Genomic DNA, 19,044 nt, shown 5'->3' on the forward strand with positions numbered 1-19,044 from the left:
GAACAGAGAAGCGGTTGCTTTCGCCGGTCGGCCCCGGCAACGACACGCTGCTGAGGGCGCCGGGCTGTGCCCCATCAGCGGCTGTGATGGCGCTTTGAACAGCGGCCACATCGGCATTTGTGCCAAAGGCCGGGTCCAGTCGCCGCGTTGCTGGCTTGGTGAATCGCGCAACATAGTTCGGTCCGCCGGCTTTTGGCCCCGTGCCGGACATGCCTTCGCCTCCAAACGGTTGGCTGCCCACGATGGCCCCGATCTGGTTGCGGTTCACATAAATGTTGCCGACCTGAAGCGCTTCGGTGATTTCGGCCACCCGGTCATCGATCCGTGAATGGATGCCAAAGGTCAGGCCAAAGCCCGATGCGTTGATCGCCGCGAGGACCTTTTGCAGATCGCGCGCCTTGTAGGTCGCAACATGCAGGACGGGGCCAAAAATCTCCCGGTCCATGTCTTGAAGTCCTGCGACCTTGATCACGGTCGGCGCAACAAATGTTCCCTCAGTGGGGGCGCTCAATTGCTTGAGCACGCGCCCGTCGCGGCGCGCGGCTTCGATATAGGCGGTGATGTCGCGCTGTGCTTGCGCGGTGATGACAGGCCCCAAATCGGTGGTCACATCCCACGGATCGCCGAGGCGCAGTTCATCAATCGCGCCGTAGAGCATCTTCAGAACCGTTTCTGCCACGTCTTCCTGAACATAAAGACAGCGCAGGGCGGAACACCGCTGCCCAGCTGATTGAAACGCGCTGGCCACGATGTCGCGCACGGCCTGTTCTGGCAATGCGGTGCTGTCCACGATCATCGCATTCAGACCGCCGGTTTCCGCCACGAGTGGTGCCGTCGGCGCCATCACCTCGGCCATCGACCGGTTGATCATTTGGGCGGTCGCGGTGGAGCCGGTAAAGCAGACGCCCGCCACGCGTGCATCGCCGGTCAGTGCTGCCCCGACGGTTTTTCCGTCCCCTGGCAGCAGCTGTAGCGCGCTGCGCGGCACGCCGGCATCATGCAAGCAGGTCACGGCAAGTGCGGCGGTCAACGCAGTGGGTTCGGCAGGCTTGGCAAGCACGCCATTCCCCGCAGCAAGACAGGCCGCAATCTGGCCAGTGAAAATGGCCAACGGGAAGTTCCATGGCGAAATACAGGTCAGCACACCGCGCGCAGGGGCATCCAACTCGCGCCCCCGAGCCGCGTAATACCGCAGAAAATCCACCGCTTCACGCAACTCGCCGATGGCGTCCAACTGGGTTTTCCCCGCCTCGCGGCACAGTACCGAAAAGAACTCGCCAAAGCGATCTTCCATGAGCTGCGCGGCTTGGGTCAACGCGGCGGCGCGGTCGCCGGCCGGGGCCTTCCAGACCTCTGCCGTCGCCAATGCCTGCTCGACATCTGCTGCGCTGGACAAGGTGCAGTGGCCTACCAGGTCGCTGTGGCGTGCCGGATTGCGCACCTCAAGCGTCTCGCCCCCCCCGACAGGGTCGCCAGCCAAAATCGGTCCCGCCGTCCAAGTCGACATGGCAAAGGGCGCGCGTGCCTCTTCAATTTCGGCCAGATCGACAACATCGCGCAGGTTCCAGCCGCGCGCATTGCGACGCTCGGCTCCGTACAGGTCAGACGGATGTGTTACAGCACGATTTTCACCGCCCCGGTCAAAGGCTGTGAACGGGTCCGCCGCAACTGTTTCCGGCGGCACGTTGTCATCGACGATCTGGTTCACAAAACTGGAGTTTGCGCCATTTTCCAACAAGCGGCGCACAAGATAGGCCAGCAGATCGCGATGCGCGCCCACGGGAGCATAGATCCGGCACCGGGCTTTGGCGTTCTTGATCACCAGATCGTGCAGGGCTGCGCCCATCCCGTGCAAACGCTGAAATTCAAAGCTGTCGCGGTCATCGCCAGCAAGTTCCAGAACGGCGGCGACAGTATGCGCATTATGTGTGGCAAACTGCGGATAGACGCGGTCGGTCATGCCCAGCAGCTTTTCGGCGCAAAGCATGTAATGCACGTCTGTCGCTTCCTTGCGCTGGAACACCGGAAAGCCGGTCAACCCTTCGACCTGAGCGCGCTTGATTTCCGTATCCCAATAGGCTCCCTTCACAAGGCGGACCATGATCTTGCGGTCTAGCCGTTCGGCCAGGGCATGAAGCCAGTCGATGACGAGACTGGCGCGCTTTCCATAGGCTTGCACGACAACTCCGAACCCGTCCCATCCGGCTAGGCTTTCGTCGCTCAAAACCGCTTCGATCACATCAAGTGACAGATCAAGGCGGTCCGCTTCTTCCGCATCGATGTTCAACCCCATCCCCGCATCGCGCGCCATCTTGGCCAACGCCACAGTACGCGGGACAAGTTCGTCCATTACGCGGGCGCGCTGGGTTTCTTCGTATCGCGGGTGTGGCGCCGAGAGCTTGATTGAAATGCCGGGGTTGCGCCGTGTGTCTGTGGATTTGCACTCGGTCGCCAGCTTGGCGATGGCGGCCTCATAGGCGTCATAGAAATGCTGCGCGTCATGGGCGGTCAAAGCCGCCTCGCCCAGCATGTCATAGGAATAGGTGTAGCCCTTTTTCTGCATGTCTTTGCCGCGCGCGACCGCCTTTTCGATGGTCTCACCCAGAACGAATTGCGCCCCCATCTCGCGCATGGCCCGGCCTACGGCGGTGCGGATGACCGGCTCGCCCAATCGGCGCACTGCCCCGCGAAGGGTTTGCGCAATACCGGTGCCGTCCTTCAGCACCTTGCCGGTCAGCATAAGCCCCCACGTGGCCGCGTTCACCAGAGAGGAAGACGAATGCCCCAAATGCGCGCCCCATTCGCTGGGCGCGATCTTGTCTTCGATCAAAGCATCAATGGTCTCGTCATCGGGCACCCGCAAAAGCGCCTCGGCCAGGCACATCAAGGCGACGCCTTCTTCTGTTGACAGACCGTATTCCGCCAAAAACACTTCCATCAGGCCGGGACGGCTGTCGTCGCGAATGCCTTTGACCAGCGATGTGGCCCGCACATGGGTTGCTGCGCGCATTGCATCGTCGATGCGGCTTGATCCGCGCAGTGTCGCGATCACGTCTGCATCTGCGGCAAGGGTTTGGCCGCGCATGGTTTCGCGGATGGTCTGAAGCTTTGTCATGGCGCAACTCCTGTTGCAGGGTTTCGCTGTCTCTACACCTGCTTGCCAAAGGCTGTCTGACCGAAGATACTCAATCGAGAGCCTATTTGCATTGATTTAAGGGCCAAAAGCGGTCCAATTGGACTTTGATATGTCGAATGACGATACACTTGACCCATACGACCGCCGTATTCTTGACGAGTTGACACGCGACGGGCGCGTTTCAGTCACAGAATTGGCGCGGCGCATCGGCTTGTCTAAATCTCCGACTCAGGTTCGCATGCAAAGGTTGATTGCGGAAGGCTATGTTCAGGGGTTCAGTGCAGTCCTTGATCAGGCGCGATTGGGCCGCACGCATATCGCCTTTGTCGAGGTCAAGTTGACCGACACGACCGAGCCCGCCTTGCGGGCCTTCAATTCGGCAGTGTGCGCCATTCCAGAGATCGAGCAGTGCCACATGATCGCGGGGGCGTTCGACTACCTGCTGAAGGTTCGGACATCCGATATCATGGCCTACCGTACCATTCTGGGTGAACGTGTTTCGCAGCTTCCGCATGTGGGCAGCACCTCAACGCATGTCTCAATGCAGGCGGTGAAGGACCAAACGCTCTGACCGGGTTGCGCGGGAACGGCAATCATGGCCATGGTGCCGACATGCGATTGTCTTTTGCCCTGTGTGCTGCCGCCCTGTTTTCACTCCCTGCCCTCGCCCTTGAGGACAGCTACCGCGCGACCGGTCCGGTCACGCGCCCTTTGCAGACAACGGCAGAGCCAGCCTCGGGACCGGGGCCGCGTTTTGCAGACCGTGCCCAGACGTTACCGGGGCAACCACATGTGTATGGCGGCGGCTGGGAGCATTTCGTTGGCGGCGGCGTTGCGGTGTTTGATTGCGACGGGGACGCACGACCTGATTTGCTGGCGGCTGGCGGTGAACATCCTTCGACCGCGTATCGAAACATTACCCAAACCGGCGGCGCGCTTCGTTTCGAAGCACTGGACATTCCCCCGCTTGACGGGATGACAGGCATCACCGGGGCCTACCCGCTGGACATCGACAGCGACGGCGCGATGGATCTGTTCGTTCTGCGCGCAGGGGCGAACTTGGCGCTGCGCGGTGATGGCATGTGCGGTTTCACCGATGCCACGGCCGCGTGGGGAATTGACCCGGGCGACGCATGGTCCACCGCCTTTTCGGCCACATGGGAGCCGGGCCACGCCTTTCCCACCCTTGCTATCGGCAACTATGTGGACAGAGACGATCCAGACGGCCCGTTCGAAGCGTGCGACGACAACACCCTGCTTCGCCCGGATGGGGCGGGCTATGGCCCTGCCATCGCACTCAGCCCCGGCTACTGCGCGCTTTCCGCCCTGTTTTCGGACTGGTCCCGCAGCGGCCGTGCGGATCTGCGTTTATCCAATGACCGGCACTATTATGTGCGCGCCGGATCTGAGCAGATGTGGAAGATGGCCCCCTTGCGCCTGTTGGGCCCGGATGATGGATGGCGTCCGATTTCCATTTGGGGCATGGGCATTGCCAGCCGCGATCTGAACGGCGACGGGCGCCCTGACGTGATGTTGACATCAATGGGCGATCAACTGTTGCAGTACGCGACAGAGACAGCCGGATATATTGACGCGCCTTGGGGCACCGGAAGCCACGCCACGCGCCCGCATCTGGGCGATGATGGCCGCCCATCAACGGGCTGGCACGCGCAATTCGGGGATGTGGACAATGACGGCCTGGCCGATTTGTTCATCGCAAAGGGCAACGTGGATCAGATGCCTGATAACGCCATGCGCGACCCCAACAACCTGCTCATGGGCCGCATCGATGGCACATTTGTCGAAACGTCTATCACGGCAGGTGTTGCCACAACGGACCGTGCGCGCGGGGCCGCGCTGTCGGATCTGGACGGCGATGGCAGGCTCGATATCGTGGTGGTCAACCGGCGCGCGCCGCTGGAGCTGTGGCAGAACGAAACCGTGGATGTCGGGCACTGGATCGCCATCACCCCACGCCAGACTGGCACAAACACCCATGCTGTGGGCGCTTGGGTTGAGGCTCGCTTGCCCGATGGCACGGTGACAGCGCAAGAAATGACAGTCGGGGGTGGTCATGCCGGGGGTCAGGCCGGGCCGCTCCATTTCGGGCTAGGCCCCGCTGATCAAGTGGAAATCCGCATCACATGGCCAGACGGGTCAATTTCTGACTGGGCACAGGTCAATACGGATCGGGCAGTGACATTATGGCGTGACGGCAGCAGCTTGATTGCGCGCTAACGTTCAACCTCTAGGCCACTTGGCACCCTATCCGGAACACCAAGCCTTCCCGCAATCGCGGCGTCATCGGTCAGGCTTTCGAGAAAGGCCAGAATATCGCGCCTGTCTTGCGCAGACACCTCCGCCCGATAATCCACTGCCGCCGACCGTACGGCCGCCATTTCCACAGGTTCATCGAGCACGGCAAAGTCATCGGGGCCATCCAGACTGGGCAGAATAGCCTGGGCGCGGTCATAGCCATCTGAACCGCGTTGCGGGTCAACATGAGCGGCCAGAAAAACCGACAAATCCGAATACGCCCCGTCGTGCCCCCAAGGGCCGGTGCGGGCAACATTGCGCAAAGGCGGCGTGCGGAACGCAAAAAGATCAGCCGGATCAGCCGTCACCCGAAACCTGCCTTCGTCGCGGCTGTGCCGTTCGAACCGGCCCACTTTGCCGGGGCCGATCTGTGGCACCCCCATGGCATGAAACGAATGATCTGTCAGGAACGGACCGCTGTGACACGTCCCGCAGCCTGCATCGCCAAAGAACAATTCCATCCCCGCCGCTGCCGACCCGGTCAGCACCGCTTCGCCGCGCAAATGGCGGTCAAAAGCGCTGTCATCACTGCGCCACTCAAAAGCCATGAAGGCCGCGATCGCGTTGGAAATGTCGGTGAAATGAATCTGCTCGGGCGACGTCAGATCGGGATACACGCTTAGAAAGTCGTCAGCATAATCCGGGATCCCGGAAACGCGCCGGGCAATGATGTCCCATGCGCCGCCCTTGCCCGTGATCCGCCCTTGGCGAACAGCCTGTGATATATCATTTTCGCTATAGTGACCGGCCATTTCATCTTGGCTCAGCACCGGGAACATCGTTTGCGCCGACACAATACCGGAAAACCCGGTCGCCATGTCATCTTCCAAAGGGGTGCGAAAACCGGCCTTGCGGGTCGGGTCCAGTTCGATCCGCCCGTCATGGAACAAGGCAGGTAGATCGCGGGCGCCAAGATTGAACAACGCCGTCGCATTCCGCGGCAATCGCCGTTCAGGGATGTTGTCGGGATCAGCGTAACGGTCCGGACCCAGCCCTATACCGCCCTCGCCCAATGTCAGCGACACGCCATCCGACGTCGCAAAGCGCGGATGGTGGCAACTGGCGCATGATATATTCCGATTACCAGACAGGATCGGGTCATAGAATAACAGCCATCCCAGTCGTGCTTCCGCCTCGGACACGGGAATGAAGTCATCATCTGTCAGCGCACGCGGCAGAGTGTCGGCAAGGCCGGTCACGGGCGCGGCAAAAAACAAGAGCGAAGCAAGAACACGTTTCATGAGCAGATCATGGGCCAACTATGCGCCGACCGCCAGCCCACAAAAAGGGGCGCTGATGCGCCCCCTTCCAGTCATCATGCGGACCCTTTACAAGATCACAGCAACGCTTCGAAAAGCGCGGTCGTGTTTTCCTTGGTCATCTCTATCGGGTTTCCCCCGACACTTGGATCGCGCAGCGCAGCTTCGGTCAGCGCGCCGATATCCGGGTCTTTTACACCCAATTCCGTGAGGGTCTTGGGAATGCCCAACTGGGCGTTGAAATCGTCCACGAACTGGCAGAACCCGTCAAAGCCGCCTGCAATGCCAAGATAGGCGGCCGCCATATCAAAGCGGTCGGAAATGGCTGGCCGGTTCAGTTGCAAAACGGCGGGCATGCAAACCGCGTTGGTGGTGCCGTGGTGGGTGTGGTGCACCGCGCCGATGGGGTGGCTTAACGCATGGATCGCGCCCAGACCTTTTTGGAAGGCTGTGGCCCCCATGGCTGCGGCAGACATCATCTGTGCCCGCGCCTCAAGGTCGGTTCCATCGGCATAGGCCCGCAGCAAGTAGTCTTTGACCAGCCGCATGCCTTCCAATGCGATGCCTTGGCTCATGGGATGATAATGGGGCGAGCTATATGCTTCCACGCAATGAGCAAACGCATCAAGGCCAGTTCCCGCCGTGATCGCGGGGGGCATTCCAACTGTCAGTTCAGGGTCACAGATGACCTGCGCTGGCAGCATCTTGGGGTGAAAGATGATCTTTTTCTCGCCCACCTCTTCGTTGGTGATGACGCCGGCGCGCCCCACTTCTGACCCTGTGCCTGCCGTTGTCGGCACGGCCACGATAGGGGCGATCCCATCGGGGTCTGCGCGGGTCCACCAATCGCCAACATCTTCAAAGTCCCACAAAGGGCGCGTCTGTCCAGCCATGAAGGCCAGCGTCTTGCCAAGATCAAGGCCCGAGCCGCCGCCAAACGCAACGACGCCGTCAAACCCGCCTTCACGCATGACGCGAAGACCGTCTTCGACGTTGCGGCCCGATGGGTTCGCGTCGACTTCGGAAAAGATCGCGCGCCCCATGCCAGCAGCGTCCAGCAAATCCAGCGTCGCCGCCGTAATCGGCAGGCTCGCAAGCCCGCGATCAGTGACCAGAAGCGGCTTGCTCATGCCTGCCGCGCGGCACGCGTCGGGCAATTCGGAAATGCGACCAGCGCCGAAGCGCATAGTGGTGGGATAGGACCAGTTGCCAACCAGTTTCATCGGTTACGCCTTCTTAAGGTGATAGGATTTTGGTCGCGTCAGGGCTTGAAAGCCCAACATGGACAAGCCCGCGCCGCGCCCCGTGTCTTTGCAGCCGGTCCAGCACAAGGCCGGGTCAAGATAGTCGCACCGGTTCATGAACACTGTCCCGGTGCGCAACCGGGCGCCAATGGCATCCGCCGCATCGGCGTCGCGCGTATAAATCGCGGCGGTCAGGCCAAACTGGCAGTCGTTCATCAACTCAATAGCTTCGTCATCGCCGCTGACAGGCATGATGCCCACAACGGGGCCAAAGCTTTCCTCGCGCATCACCGTCATGTCGTGGGTCACGCCGGTCAGAACCTGCGGCGTCAGGTACGCGCCGCCGTCATCGGCTGCCATTGGGGCCACATGAGCGGTCGCTCCAGCGGCCACGGCATCGGCGATTTGTCTGCGCACTTCCGTTGCAAAACGCACATTCGCCATGGGTCCGAGTGTGGTTTCCGCCTCAAGCGGATTGCCAAGTGTCATGCCGCGTGCCACCGCAACCGCCTTTTCGACGAACGCATCGTACAGGCTTTCATGCACGTAAATCCGTTCGATCCCGCAGCAGCACTGCCCGGAGTTAAAAAGCGCCCCGTCCATGAGCCCATCCACCGCGGCATCCAGATCTGCATCGGCGCGCACATAACCCGGATCTTTGCCGCCCAGTTCGGTGCTGACAGCGGTAAACGTGCCCGCAGCCGCGCGTTCCATGGCGCGTCCTCCTCCGACAGAGCCGGTGAAGTTGACGAAATCAAACGCCCGGCCCGCGATCAGCGTGCTTGTGGTGTCATGGTCCAGCACAACGTTCTGAAACACGTCTTCGGGGATGCCCGCCGCGTGGAATGCTTCGGCCAGATGTTCCCCCACAAGGATCGTTTGGGTCGCATGCTTTAGCAACACGGTGTTGCCCGCGATCAGCGCCGGTGCCAGCGTGTTGACGGCTGTCATATACGGATAGTTCCAGGGCGCCACAATCAGCACGACCCCCTGCGGCTCGCGCAGGATCTTGCGGGTGAACGCATCGCTGTCTTCGATCACAACAGGGGCCAAAGCGGTTTGTGCGATGTCAGCCATATACCGGGCACGTTCAGCAAAACCGCCAAATTCGCCGCCATAGCGAACAGGGCGGCCCATCTGGTGGGCCAATTCAGTCGTCATGCGATCGGTTTGGGTGCCGACAATGTCAACGGCTTTGCGGACCAGAGCAATGCGTTCTTCAAGCGGGCGTGCAGCCCAACCGGCCTGCGCGGCTTTGGCGCGGGCGGCCGCGTCTTGCGCAGCCTCAAGGGAAAGAACAGGACGGCTGGCAAGAACCGAGCCGTCAATGGGCGAGATGCAGTCGAGCGTTCTCACGGGGTTTCCTTTAAATGGCGCGCCAATTGGCGCGGGTCTGTGTATCAGGCTTTTTCAAAGCCGCGAGCGATTTCCCAATCGGTGACCGCCCGGTCAAATTCTTCCTGCTCCCACTCGGCGCAGCGGGTGTAGTGGTCGATCACCTCGTCTCCGAAGGCGGCGCGCAGCATCTTGGACCCACGCAATGTTTCGGTCGCGTCGCGCAGGTTGCGGGGGACTTCGGTGGCGTCGTCACTGTCATAGATGTCACCGTCCATGGGCGGTGCAAGCTCTAGCCCCTCTTCTATGCCCTGCAGTCCAGCGGCCAGCATCGCCGCCTGTGCCAGATAGGGGTTCAGGTCGGATCCACCGATGCGGCATTCGACCCGAACACCCGGCGTTCCGTCACCGCAAAGCCGGAAGGCGGCGGTGCGATTGTCCACCGACCACGCCGTGCGCGTGGGTGCGAAGGTGCCTTTGGCGAACCGCTTGTAGCTGTTCACATAGGGTGCGAGGAAGAAGGTGTAATCCGGCGCATAAGCGATCAACCCGGCCATATAGGATTTCATCAGCGCCGACATGCCCAGATCAGCCGTTTCATCGAAGAACGCAGGCGAGCCGTCGCGCCACAGCGATTGGTGAACGTGGCTTGAACTGCCGACCCGGTTAGGGGCGAGTTTGGGCAAGAAGCTGGCCGAATGGCCCGTTGCCCAAGCGATTTCCTTGACCGCGTGCTTGGCAATCGTGTGGTGATCAGCGCAAGCCAGCGCATCTGCATACCGGATGTTCAGCTCTTCCTGTCCGGCCTCTGCTTCGCCTTTGGTACCTTCGACGGGGATGCCTGCGGCGACCAGATGATTGCGCACAGGACGCAGGATCGCCTCTTCCTTGGTGGTCTGAAAGATATGATAGTCTTCGTTGTATTTTCCCAGCGTCGCCAGATCGCGATAGCCTTCGGCGCGCATCACTTCGAGCGGCTTTTCAAACAGGAAAAACTCCAGCTCGGTCGCCATGATGGAGCTGAGCCCCATTTCCTCGGCCCGGGCAACTTGCGCTTTGAGCATCCCGCGCGGGTCATGGGCAACGGGGGCGTGACCGTGATGGTCCAGAACATCGCACATCACCATGGCGGTGCCTTCAAGCCACGGTACGGGGCGCAGGGTGCTCAGGTCCGGGCGCATGGTGTAATCGCCATATCCCGTCGCCCAGCTTGACGAAGCGTATCCATCAGGCGTGGCCATTTCCAGGTCGGTTGCCAGCAGGTAGTTGCAGCAGTGGGTTTCCTTATAGGAATGGTCCACGAAATTCCGCGCATGAAAGCGTTTGCCCATCAGCCGACCCTGCATGTCGGTCAAACACACTAGAACAGTGTCGATGCGGCCCTCGTCCACAGACATTTTCAGATCGTCGAAGCTCAACACAGCTGGCATGGTCATTCCTGGCATTTTGCGGTCGGGTGTGATGCGGATATGGTCGGCCCCGGCGTTGCAGGAGCCGACCGTTTTAAGTGGGGCCAAACCTTAGAACGTGTACGGCGGACCGGCTTGGTTGATGACCGAGTTATATTCGCGGAAGATGTTCACGATCTTGGTCTGGATTTCGCCCTCTTCCGCGATTTCCGCCCAGAACTCTTTCGCGGCGTCTTCGACCACGGCCCATTCTTCGGCCGGCACGGACCGCAGGGCCAGTTTGTCGCCCGTGGCCCGCAGGCGCGCTTCGCCGCCCCAATACCATTGGTTGCGATAAGTGTGGCCTGCTTCTATGCCGGCCATGACCAGCTGCTTGAGATGATCGGGCAGTTCAGCCCAACGCTCTTGGTTGACGAAGAACGACCCGATCCACGCGCCCGAGATGTTGTTGGTCAGGAAATAGTCCGTCACGTTGGCCCAGCCGACGGTGTAGTCTTCGGTGATGCCCGACCACGCCATGCCGTCCAGCTCGCCGGTTTGGACGGCGACTTCTGCGTCCTCATAGGGAATGTTCACAGACACAACGCCAAATTTCGACAAGAACCGGCCGGCTGTGGGGAAGGTATACAACTTCAAGCCATCAAGATCGTCGAGCGACGTGATTTCCTTTTTGGTGTTGAAGTTACACGGGTCTTGCCCAGCCGCAGAAAGCCATTGCACGCCAACCTTGGCGTATTCTTCACGCCAGATATCCGCGAGGCCATACTGGTTGAACAGCACTGGCACATCGAGAATGTGCTTGGTCGCGAACGGGAAATACCCGCCGAACTGGCGCAGGGGCGTGGGTGACGCCATGCTGTCGTCGTCCGAATGCACGCCGTCGATCGTACCGCGCTGAAGCGCCTGGAACAATTCGCCCGTTGGGACGATCTGATCCGCATAGAACAGCTCGATCTCCATCTCGCCGTTTGCTGCGGCATTGATGTAGTCGATGATCGGCTTGGTGACATGCTCGCCAAGCGCGGCGCCCGCATAGGTCTGGAAACGCCATTTGATGGGGGCCTGCGCCTTCACGATGGACGGGGCGGCCAGCGGCGCAGCAAGCGCACCTGCGCCGGCTGCTGTCAGAAACTTTCTTCTGGTGGTCATCGTCTTCTCCTGTCGGGATTGGTTTCAGGTTTAGGTATCTCATGCCCCAGTGTTCCGGGGTTCTTGGTTTAGTTTCCGTAGACGGCATTCGGGAGCCAAAGCGCCACGCCGGGGAAGATCATCACCAGCGCAAGCGCCAGAACCATGACCAACACAAAAGGTGTGATCGATCCATAGATATCACGCAATGAAATCTCGGGCGGAGCCATTGCCCGCATCAAGAACAGATTATAGCCGAAAGGAGGCGTCATGTAGGCGATCTGGCAGGTGATTGTGTACAGGATACCGTACCACACCAAATCAAAGCCCAATGCCCCCACAAGCGGCACATACAGCGGCGCAACGATGACAAGCATGGCAGTGTCATCAAGGAATGTCCCCATCAGGATGAAACTGAGCTGCATCAGGATCAAAATGACCCAAGGGTTGAGGCCCAGCCGTTCCGTGAACAGTGTCTCAATGGCCTTCACCGCACCCAACCCGTCAAACACCGCCCCGAATGCCAGCGCAGCAAGGATGATCCACATGAACATGCAGGTTATCGCCAGCGTTTGGCGTACCGTCGTTTCAAACACTTTGCGCGTCATCCGCCCCTTCAGGACCGCCGCCAAGAAGGCCGCGATCGCCCCGATGGCCGAGCTTTCCACAAGCGACGTCCATCCGTTCACAAACGGCACCATCATGGTCGCGAAGATGACCAAAGGCAGCATCCCGGCACGCAGCAAGCGCATCTTTTCGGCACGCCCGACATCGCGCTCGGCCGGGTCGAGTACCGGACCCAGGTCTGGGTTAATTCGGCAGCGGATCACGATATAGGCGATGAAAAGCGCGGCCATCATTAGCCCCGGCACAACCCCCGCCAGCCATAACTGACCAACCGGTTGGCGCGCGATCATGGCGTACAGGACCAGAACAACCGAAGGCGGAACCAGAATGCCAAGGCTGGACCCTGCCTGAATGACCCCCGTCACCATGCGTTTGTCATAGCCCCGTCGCAGCAGTTCAGGCAGGGCAATCGTGGCCCCGATGGCCATGCCGGCAACCGACAAACCGTTCATCGCGGAAACCAGCACCATCAATCCGATGGTGCCAACGGCAAGCCCGCCGCGCAGCCCGCCCATCCAGACATGGAACATCTTGTAGAGGTCTTCGGCGATCCGGGATTCAGACAGCACATAGCCCATGAAGATGAACATGGGCAGCGTCAGAAGCGGATACCATTTCATCAGCTTCATCGCCGCAGAAAAGCCGATGTCATATCCGCCCCGGTCGCCCCAAAGCAGCAGTGCGGCAATCACAGCGACAAAACCGATGGCACCGAACACGCGCTGCCCGGTCAACAGCATCAGCATCATGGTCGAGAACATGAGCGCGGCAATCAGTTCATAGGGCATCAGACCTGCTCTCCCTTAAGGCGCAGGATGTCCTTGGCCAATTCTGAAATCGCCTGAAGCAACATCAGGACCAAAGCGAAGACCATGATGCATTTGATCGGCCACATGTAGGGGCGCCACGCTGTCGGGCTGCGCTCGCCGCCATATTTAAATGAGTATAGCGTGCTGTCGATACCGCCCCACAGCAGAATGCCGAGATAGAAGATCAGGAACAAAACGGTGATTGCGTCCACCTGTGCCTTTCGGCGTGCCGACCATTCGCCATAGAGCAGATCCATCCGCACGTTCGATCCCATTTGGATCGAATAGGGTCCGCCAAGCATGTAATACGCGACCATGGCGAATTGCGCCATTTCGAGCGTCCACAAAGATGGTGTGAAAAACGTCTTGGACACGGATGACCACATCAGGATGCCCATAATCACGAAGATGCCGTACATCACGACACGGCCAATGCGGTAATTAACCCCGTCAACAACCCGCACATATCCCTGAAGAAGCCCGATCATGCGTCGGCCTCTTGTGACATTCCAATATCGTCCAGCGCCACATTCAATACTGCGGAAATTCGTTCGATCGCGCCTTGAATGTCTTCTGGTGTAAGAAGCAGATCGTTGCGCAACTCTATCATGACATTCAACAATCCGGCGGGTTCTGCGTGACGGTCCAAGGTGTGCAGAACACCGTCCTTTGGGCCATAAGGTTGGTTGAGCGCAGAGAGCCATCCGGTTTGGCCAGTATGCACCAGCATCGATCGGGCAAGCCTGTCATCCTTGCCGTGCAACAACCCCAATTCGACCTCGCGGGACTTGCCATTATACACAGGTGTGAAGCTGTGCATTGTAACCAGAACCGTTGGTTTCGGTCGTTCGGCGATAACGGCGGCCAGCGTTTCATGAAATGGGCGATAGACGTGCGTCACCCGTAGCAGTCGGTCGGCATCGCTCAGGTCGCGATTGCCAGGAACTTCGAAAATTTCACTGCGTGCGGGAATGGCGTCGGGGGCATCTGGGGGACGATTGCAGTCATACACAAGGCGAGAGAGTCGCCCTGCCACCAAGGGCGCATCAAGGCGTTCGGCCAAACCCTTGGCGACGTCCAGGGCACCTATGTCCCATGCTGCATGAGACACTGCTGCCTCTTTGTCCAAACCAAGACCATTCAAAAACGGCGGCACAAACGCGCTGGCATGCTCGCACGCCAAAACGACCCGTCCACCACCATGTTGATTGGTGACCTCAACCGCGGGGCCAAATTCGGCAAGACTTTTCACGTTGGCATCTGACATGTGTAAACATCACTACATTAATTTTCATCCTGTCAAGAAATTTTCGTAGACGCCATTACAAAGCAAATCTACGCTTGGCGGATAGATCAAGAAAAGGGCATTTCCATTGGCAACGACAGGCGAGACGGTCAAAGCGCTTATGCGGCGTCACATGGCACAGTTGACGCTTTCAGAACGCCACCTTGCCAGCGTTCTGATGGAAGATTACCCCATCGCCGGCCTGCAATCGATCACGGAACTGGCGCAAGCTGCACAGGTCTCGACGCCCACTGTTGTACGGATGGCGCGGAAATTGGGCCTGGATGGATTTTCAGCTTTGCAGGAAGCGTTGCGCAGCGAGATTTCCGACCAGATAAAAAAGCCAATGTCGAAACTCGACGAAATTGCGGCCGAGGATCAAGAGGCCCATAAACTCTACCGGTTTGCCGCCGCTGTCTTTCGAAATCTGCACGGAACACTGGCGCGCGTCGATCAGGACGAATTCGATACGGCCGCAGCGCTGATGGCGGACCCTGCCCGGTCCATCTTTATCGAAGGTGGCCGTATCACCCGGTCGAACGCAGATTATTTGTTCAATCACTTACAGATCATTCGGCCGGGCGTGACGGATCTGGGCCGCTCGTCCGGCGTTTGGCCGCAGTACCTGCTGGATATGGATGCGAACTCGGTCCTCGTTCTATTCGACATTCGCCGCTATGAAAGCGATCTGCTGAAACTGGCAAAGCTCGCCAAAGCGCGCGGGAGCCGGATCGTTCTGTTCACGGATCAATGGGGTTCTCCGATTGGGCAGTTGGCGGATATATGTTTCAACAGCCACGTCGAAGCGCCATCAAGTTGGGACAGCACCATAGCAGTGATGCTTCTGATCGAAGCGTTGATTGCCGAGGTGCAGACCTTACTGGCCGATGAAAGCCGAACGCGCATTGAAGAATTGGAATCAATGTTCACTGCAACGCGCATGTTTCGCGACTTCAATTGATGCCCCTCAAGGCAATCTTTTGGACCCTTCCGCGCCGACTTGAACACCCCGAACGGGCCAGATACCTATCGGCGTAACATTAACTGGAGAGACACGTATGACCGATCAGCCTTCTTCGACGGCGCAGACCGACCGCGTCGAGCGCGCAGAACTTCAGGTCGCCAGCGTCCTTGCGGATTTCATCGAAACCAAAGCCCTTCCAGGCACGGGTGTCACGCCCGAGGCATTTTGGGCCGGGCTTTCTGAACTGCAGCATGACTTTGGGCCGCGCAACGCCGAGCTGTTGAAAACGCGGGACTCTTTGCAAAGTCAAATCGATGCCTGGCACGTTGAGCACCGTGAAAAGCCGCATGATCATGAGGCGTACAAAGCGTTTCTTCATGAAATTGGGTACTTGCACACAGAGGGCGACGATTTCAGCATCGAAACCGCCAATGTCGACCCAGAAATTGCGACCGTCCCCGGCCCGCAATTGGTGGTTCCGATCACCAATGCGCGGTACGCTCTGAACGCGGCCAATGCTCGTTGGGGCAGCCTTTATGACGGATTATACGGCACGGATGCGATGGGCAGCGCGCCATCAAAAGGCGGGTATGATCGCGGTCGCGGTGCACGGGTTGTTGCGCGGGTGCGGGTCTTCCTTGACGATGCATTCCCAGTTCAGGGTGCAAGTCACGCCGATGCACGCAGATACCACATCCAGGACGGCGCGCTGTTGGTGGATGACATGCCCTTGGTCGATCCATCGAAGTTTGTCGGATATCGTGGTCATCCCCGCGCACCGGAAGCCGTTCTTTTGTGCAATAACGGGCTGCATGCAGAACTGGTGTTTGACCGTACGCATATGATCGGCAGCCGTGATCAGTGCGGGCTGGCCGATGTGCGTTTGGAAAGCGCGATTTCCGCGATCATGGATTGCGAAGACAGCGTTGCCTGTGTCGACGCCGAAGACAAGGTGCTGGCCTATTCCAACTGGCTTGGCCTGATGAAAGGCGATCTGACAGAGAATGTCGCCAAGGGTGACAAGACCATCACGCGCGCCTTGAACCCTGATCCGGTGTTCACGGCACCCGATGGCTCCGAGATGTCCTTGAAAGGCCGCGCCCTCATGCTGGTGCGCAATGTGGGCCACTTGATGACCAACCCCGCGATCCTTGATCGCGATGGAAACGAGATTTTCGAAGGGCTGATGGACGCGATGACGACCGCGTTGATTGCAATGCACGATCTGTCCAAGACAGGCGGCACGCGCAATTCCGTCGCTGGGTCGGTCTATGTGGTGAAGCCCAAAATGCACGGCCCCGACGAAGTGGCCTTTGCCAACGATATCTTCACCCATGTGGAAAAGACGCTGGGCCTGCCGCAGAACACTGTCAAGCTTGGCATCATGGATGAAGAACGGCGCACATCCGTCAACCTGAAGGAGTGCATCCGCGCCGCATTGCACCGCGTGTGCTTCATCAACACTGGTTTCCTGGACCGCACCGGCGATGAAATTCACACCTCGATGGAAGCAGGCCCCTTCTCGCGCAAGGATTTCATCAAGCGCAAGGGATGGATCACCGCGTACGAAAACCAGAACGTCGATATCGGGCTGGAATGCGGCTTGTCCGGCAAAGCGCAGATCGGCAAAGGCATGTGGGCCATGCCCGACAAGATGGCAGCGATGCTCGAAGCCAAGATCGAACATCCCAAGGCAGGCGCAAATTGCGCTTGGGTGCCAAGCCCCACGGCGGCGACATTGCATGCCCTGCACTACCACAGGGTTGACGTTTTCGCCGTTCAGGATGGTCTGAAAAAAGGCGGGCGCCGCGCATATGTGGATGCGCTTTTGGGGATCCCGATCGCAAGTTTCCAGAAATGGAGTGCCGATCAAATCCGCCGTGAGGTCGAAAACAACGCGCAAGGCATACTTGGTTATGTGGTGCGCTGGATCGATCAAGGTGTTGGCTGTTCCAAGGTTCCCGATATTAATGACGTCGGCTTGATGGAAGACCGCGCGACGTGCCGCATTTCTGCGCAGCACATCGCGAACTGGCTGCATCACGGCGTGGTCAGCGAAACCGAGACAATGGAAATCATGCGCAAAATGGCCGAAGTCGTGGACCGTCAGAATGCGGGCGACGCAGCCTATACGCCCATGGCCCCCGGCTTTGATGGCATCGCCTTTAAAGCCGCTTGTGATCTGGTGTTCCTTGGTGCCAAGCAACCGTCTGGTTACACAGAGCCCGTTCTTCATGCGCGCCGCATCGAACGCAAGGCACAGGGCTGATACAGCTACCGGGATCGCGCCCAAGCGCGGTCCCACCCCAAGGGAGGGAACACATATGACCAAGATCAACCATGCTGCCGCACGCCAAATCGTCACGCAAGCGCTCGTCAAAGCCCGCGAACTTGATCTCAAACCACTTTCCGTGATCGTTTTGGATGCAGGTGGTCACCCGCTGGCGTTTGAGCGTGAAGATGGCGCGAGCCCGGGTCGGTTTGCGATCGCGCAGGGCAAAGCGTACGGCGCAGTTATGCTCGGGATCGGCGGCACCGCACAAATGCAGCGCGCCGAAGCGCAAGCCTATTTCATCACATGCGCCAACGCGGCATTCGGCGGGCAGCTGGTGCCGGTGCCGGGCGGTGTTCTGGTGCGCGGCAGCACAGGCGAGGTGATCGGTGCCGTTGGGGTGACCGGCGACACGTCTGACAACGACGCCGCCGCCGCTACTGCAGGGATTGAGGCGGCGGGTCTGACGGCCGAAATCTGACGCACCGTTCCACCGAACACTCGCAAAAAGCCATTGAGACCGTCCAAGATATTTCCTATGTCCGGGGCATTCTCAGGGCGGGGTGAAATTCCCCACCGGCGGTTATAGCCCGCGAGCGCCTTTCTGTTTGGAAAGGGTCAGCAGATCCGGTGAAATTCCGGGGCCGACGGTTAAAGTCCGGATGGAAGAGAATGGCGTAAGGTGCTGGAGTTCCCGCGCCTTGTGTCTGCTTCGCTCTGGGATTCTGTCACGTGGTGAAAGGAACAGAGCGATGACAAAATCCCCGAAGATCGCCTTTATCAAGGCGCGTTGGCATGCTGATATCGTGGACCGGGCCCATGAGGGGTTCCTCCAGCGGCTAGCCGAAGTTGATAGCCCGGCCAAGGTGACAGCCTTTGATGTCCCCGGCGCGTTTGAAATGCCTTTGCTTGCACAGCGCCTTGCGCAATCGGGCGAATTTGACGTGATCGTCGCTGCTGCGCTTGTCGTGGATGGCGGAATTTACCGGCATGATTTCGTGGCACAGGCTGTTGTTACAGGATTGATGGACGTCCAGTTGAAAACGGGCGTGCCGGTATTGTCGGTGTCTCTGACGCCGCATCATTTTCAGCCGACCGAAGACCACATTGATTTTTTCAGCGCGCATTTCGTCAAAAAAGGCGCAGAAGCCGCGGATGCCGCCTTGGCGGTCACGTCGGGCGCCTATGGCGCGTTGGCATCCTCCGAATTGCGCAGTGTTCCAGCACAATAAGGCTAATGTGCAAAGGTATTCTAATGCC

The 19,044-nt window shown here is 59.3% G+C and carries 15 protein-coding genes and 1 riboswitch; of the genes, 6 read left to right on the plus strand and 9 right to left on the minus strand.

Annotation, left to right across the window (positions count from 1 at the left end; genetic code table 11):
* Positions 1-3,115: bifunctional proline dehydrogenase/L-glutamate gamma-semialdehyde dehydrogenase PutA (gene putA, locus E2L05_RS05020; protein WP_133341805.1), on the minus strand; the 3,115-nt coding region annotated here is incomplete at its 3' end.
* A gap of 130 nt (positions 3,116-3,245) precedes the next feature.
* Here putA and E2L05_RS05025 point away from each other — a divergent pair.
* The gene (locus E2L05_RS05025; RefSeq protein WP_133341806.1) at positions 3,246-3,707 is read left to right on the plus strand and encodes an Lrp/AsnC family transcriptional regulator; all 462 of its coding nucleotides are present in this window, start codon (positions 3,246-3,248) and stop codon (positions 3,705-3,707) included.
* Positions 3,708-3,748: 41 nt separating this feature from the next.
* A complete protein-coding gene (locus E2L05_RS05030; RefSeq protein ID WP_133341807.1) occupies positions 3,749-5,374 on the plus strand; it encodes a CRTAC1 family protein in 1,626 nt (541 codons plus the stop codon).
* Here the strand turns inward: E2L05_RS05030 and E2L05_RS05035 are convergent.
* The 8 genes from E2L05_RS05035 to E2L05_RS05070 all read right to left on the minus strand — a co-directional run bounded on the left by E2L05_RS05035 (position 5,371) and on the right by E2L05_RS05070 (position 14,530).
* On the minus strand, positions 5,371-6,693 hold the full coding sequence (locus E2L05_RS05035) for a cytochrome-c peroxidase (RefSeq protein ID WP_133341808.1): 1,323 nt from the start codon (positions 6,691-6,693) through the stop codon (positions 5,371-5,373). The genes E2L05_RS05030 and E2L05_RS05035 overlap by 4 nt on opposite strands.
* Positions 6,694-6,788: 95 nt before the next feature.
* Entirely contained in the window at positions 6,789-7,934 is a 1,146-nt protein-coding gene (locus E2L05_RS05040; RefSeq protein WP_133341809.1) for an iron-containing alcohol dehydrogenase, read from the minus strand.
* 3 nt (positions 7,935-7,937) lie between these two features.
* Positions 7,938-9,311, minus strand: a complete 1,374-nt coding sequence (locus E2L05_RS05045; RefSeq protein WP_133341810.1) for an aldehyde dehydrogenase family protein — start codon at positions 9,309-9,311, stop codon at positions 7,938-7,940.
* 44 nt (positions 9,312-9,355) lie between these two features.
* Positions 9,356-10,720 carry a glutamine synthetase family protein gene (locus E2L05_RS05050; RefSeq protein ID WP_133341811.1) on the minus strand — a complete coding sequence of 455 codons (1,365 nt, stop codon included), beginning with the start codon at positions 10,718-10,720 and terminating at the stop codon, positions 9,356-9,358.
* A gap of 90 nt (positions 10,721-10,810) precedes the next feature.
* Positions 10,811-11,848, minus strand: coding sequence for a TRAP transporter substrate-binding protein (locus E2L05_RS05055; protein ID WP_133341812.1), 1,038 nt, complete (start codon positions 11,846-11,848; stop codon positions 10,811-10,813).
* Between the two features lie 68 nt (positions 11,849-11,916).
* A complete protein-coding gene (locus E2L05_RS05060; RefSeq protein ID WP_133341813.1) occupies positions 11,917-13,242 on the minus strand; it encodes a TRAP transporter large permease in 1,326 nt (441 codons plus the stop codon).
* Positions 13,242-13,751 (minus strand): TRAP transporter small permease subunit, encoded by a 510-nt coding sequence (locus E2L05_RS05065; protein WP_133341814.1) that lies wholly within the window; start codon positions 13,749-13,751, stop codon positions 13,242-13,244. Before E2L05_RS05065 ends, E2L05_RS05060 begins: the two co-directional genes overlap by 1 nt.
* Positions 13,748-14,530 carry an N-formylglutamate amidohydrolase gene (locus tag E2L05_RS05070; RefSeq protein WP_133341815.1) on the minus strand — a complete coding sequence of 261 codons (783 nt, stop codon included), beginning with the start codon at positions 14,528-14,530 and terminating at the stop codon, positions 13,748-13,750. Before E2L05_RS05070 ends, E2L05_RS05065 begins: the two co-directional genes overlap by 4 nt.
* 106 nt (positions 14,531-14,636) lie before the next feature.
* Between E2L05_RS05070 and E2L05_RS05075 the strand changes: the two genes are divergently transcribed.
* The 4 genes from E2L05_RS05075 to E2L05_RS05090 all read left to right on the plus strand — a co-directional run bounded on the left by E2L05_RS05075 (position 14,637) and on the right by E2L05_RS05090 (position 19,016).
* Complete coding sequence (locus E2L05_RS05075) at positions 14,637-15,509, plus strand: MurR/RpiR family transcriptional regulator (protein WP_243721874.1); 873 nt, start codon at positions 14,637-14,639, stop codon at positions 15,507-15,509.
* A gap of 97 nt (positions 15,510-15,606) precedes the next feature.
* On the plus strand, positions 15,607-17,781 hold the full coding sequence (locus tag E2L05_RS05080; protein ID WP_133341816.1) for a malate synthase G: 2,175 nt from the start codon (positions 15,607-15,609) through the stop codon (positions 17,779-17,781).
* Between the two features lie 55 nt (positions 17,782-17,836).
* A complete protein-coding gene (locus E2L05_RS05085) occupies positions 17,837-18,265 on the plus strand; it encodes a GlcG/HbpS family heme-binding protein (protein WP_133341817.1) in 429 nt (142 codons plus the stop codon).
* 64 nt (positions 18,266-18,329) lie between these two features.
* A riboswitch (FMN riboswitch) is annotated at positions 18,330-18,462 on the plus strand.
* Between the two features lie 74 nt (positions 18,463-18,536).
* On the plus strand, positions 18,537-19,016 hold the full coding sequence (locus tag E2L05_RS05090) for a 6,7-dimethyl-8-ribityllumazine synthase (protein ID WP_133341818.1): 480 nt from the start codon (positions 18,537-18,539) through the stop codon (positions 19,014-19,016).
* The last annotated feature ends 28 nt before the right edge of the window (positions 19,017-19,044 follow it).

This window comes from Meridianimarinicoccus aquatilis, assembly GCF_004358675.1.
GTDB lineage: Bacteria > Pseudomonadota > Alphaproteobacteria > Rhodobacterales > Rhodobacteraceae > Meridianimarinicoccus > Meridianimarinicoccus aquatilis.

Bases quoted from the DNA above. Each gene is read 5' to 3' on its own strand.
- E2L05_RS05035 (WP_133341808.1), bottom strand. From the start codon at position 6,693: ATGAAACGTGTTCTTGCTTCGCTCTTGTTTTTTGCCGCGCCCGTGACC.
- E2L05_RS05080 (WP_133341816.1), top strand. From the start codon at position 15,607: ATGACCGATCAGCCTTCTTCGACGGCGCAGACCGACCGCGTCGAGCGC.
- E2L05_RS05090 (WP_133341818.1), top strand. From the start codon at position 18,537: ATGACAAAATCCCCGAAGATCGCCTTTATCAAGGCGCGTTGGCATGCT.
- E2L05_RS05025 (WP_133341806.1), top strand. From the start codon at position 3,246: ATGTCGAATGACGATACACTTGACCCATACGACCGCCGTATTCTTGAC.
- E2L05_RS05030 (WP_133341807.1), top strand. From the start codon at position 3,749: ATGCGATTGTCTTTTGCCCTGTGTGCTGCCGCCCTGTTTTCACTCCCT.
- E2L05_RS05040 (WP_133341809.1), bottom strand. From the start codon at position 7,934: ATGAAACTGGTTGGCAACTGGTCCTATCCCACCACTATGCGCTTCGGC.
- E2L05_RS05085 (WP_133341817.1), top strand. From the start codon at position 17,837: ATGACCAAGATCAACCATGCTGCCGCACGCCAAATCGTCACGCAAGCG.
- E2L05_RS05070 (WP_133341815.1), bottom strand. From the start codon at position 14,530: ATGTCAGATGCCAACGTGAAAAGTCTTGCCGAATTTGGCCCCGCGGTT.
- E2L05_RS05065 (WP_133341814.1), bottom strand. From the start codon at position 13,751: ATGATCGGGCTTCTTCAGGGATATGTGCGGGTTGTTGACGGGGTTAAT.
- E2L05_RS05060 (WP_133341813.1), bottom strand. From the start codon at position 13,242: ATGCCCTATGAACTGATTGCCGCGCTCATGTTCTCGACCATGATGCTG.
- E2L05_RS05055 (WP_133341812.1), bottom strand. From the start codon at position 11,848: ATGACCACCAGAAGAAAGTTTCTGACAGCAGCCGGCGCAGGTGCGCTT.
- E2L05_RS05050 (WP_133341811.1), bottom strand. From the start codon at position 10,720: ATGCCAGCTGTGTTGAGCTTCGACGATCTGAAAATGTCTGTGGACGAG.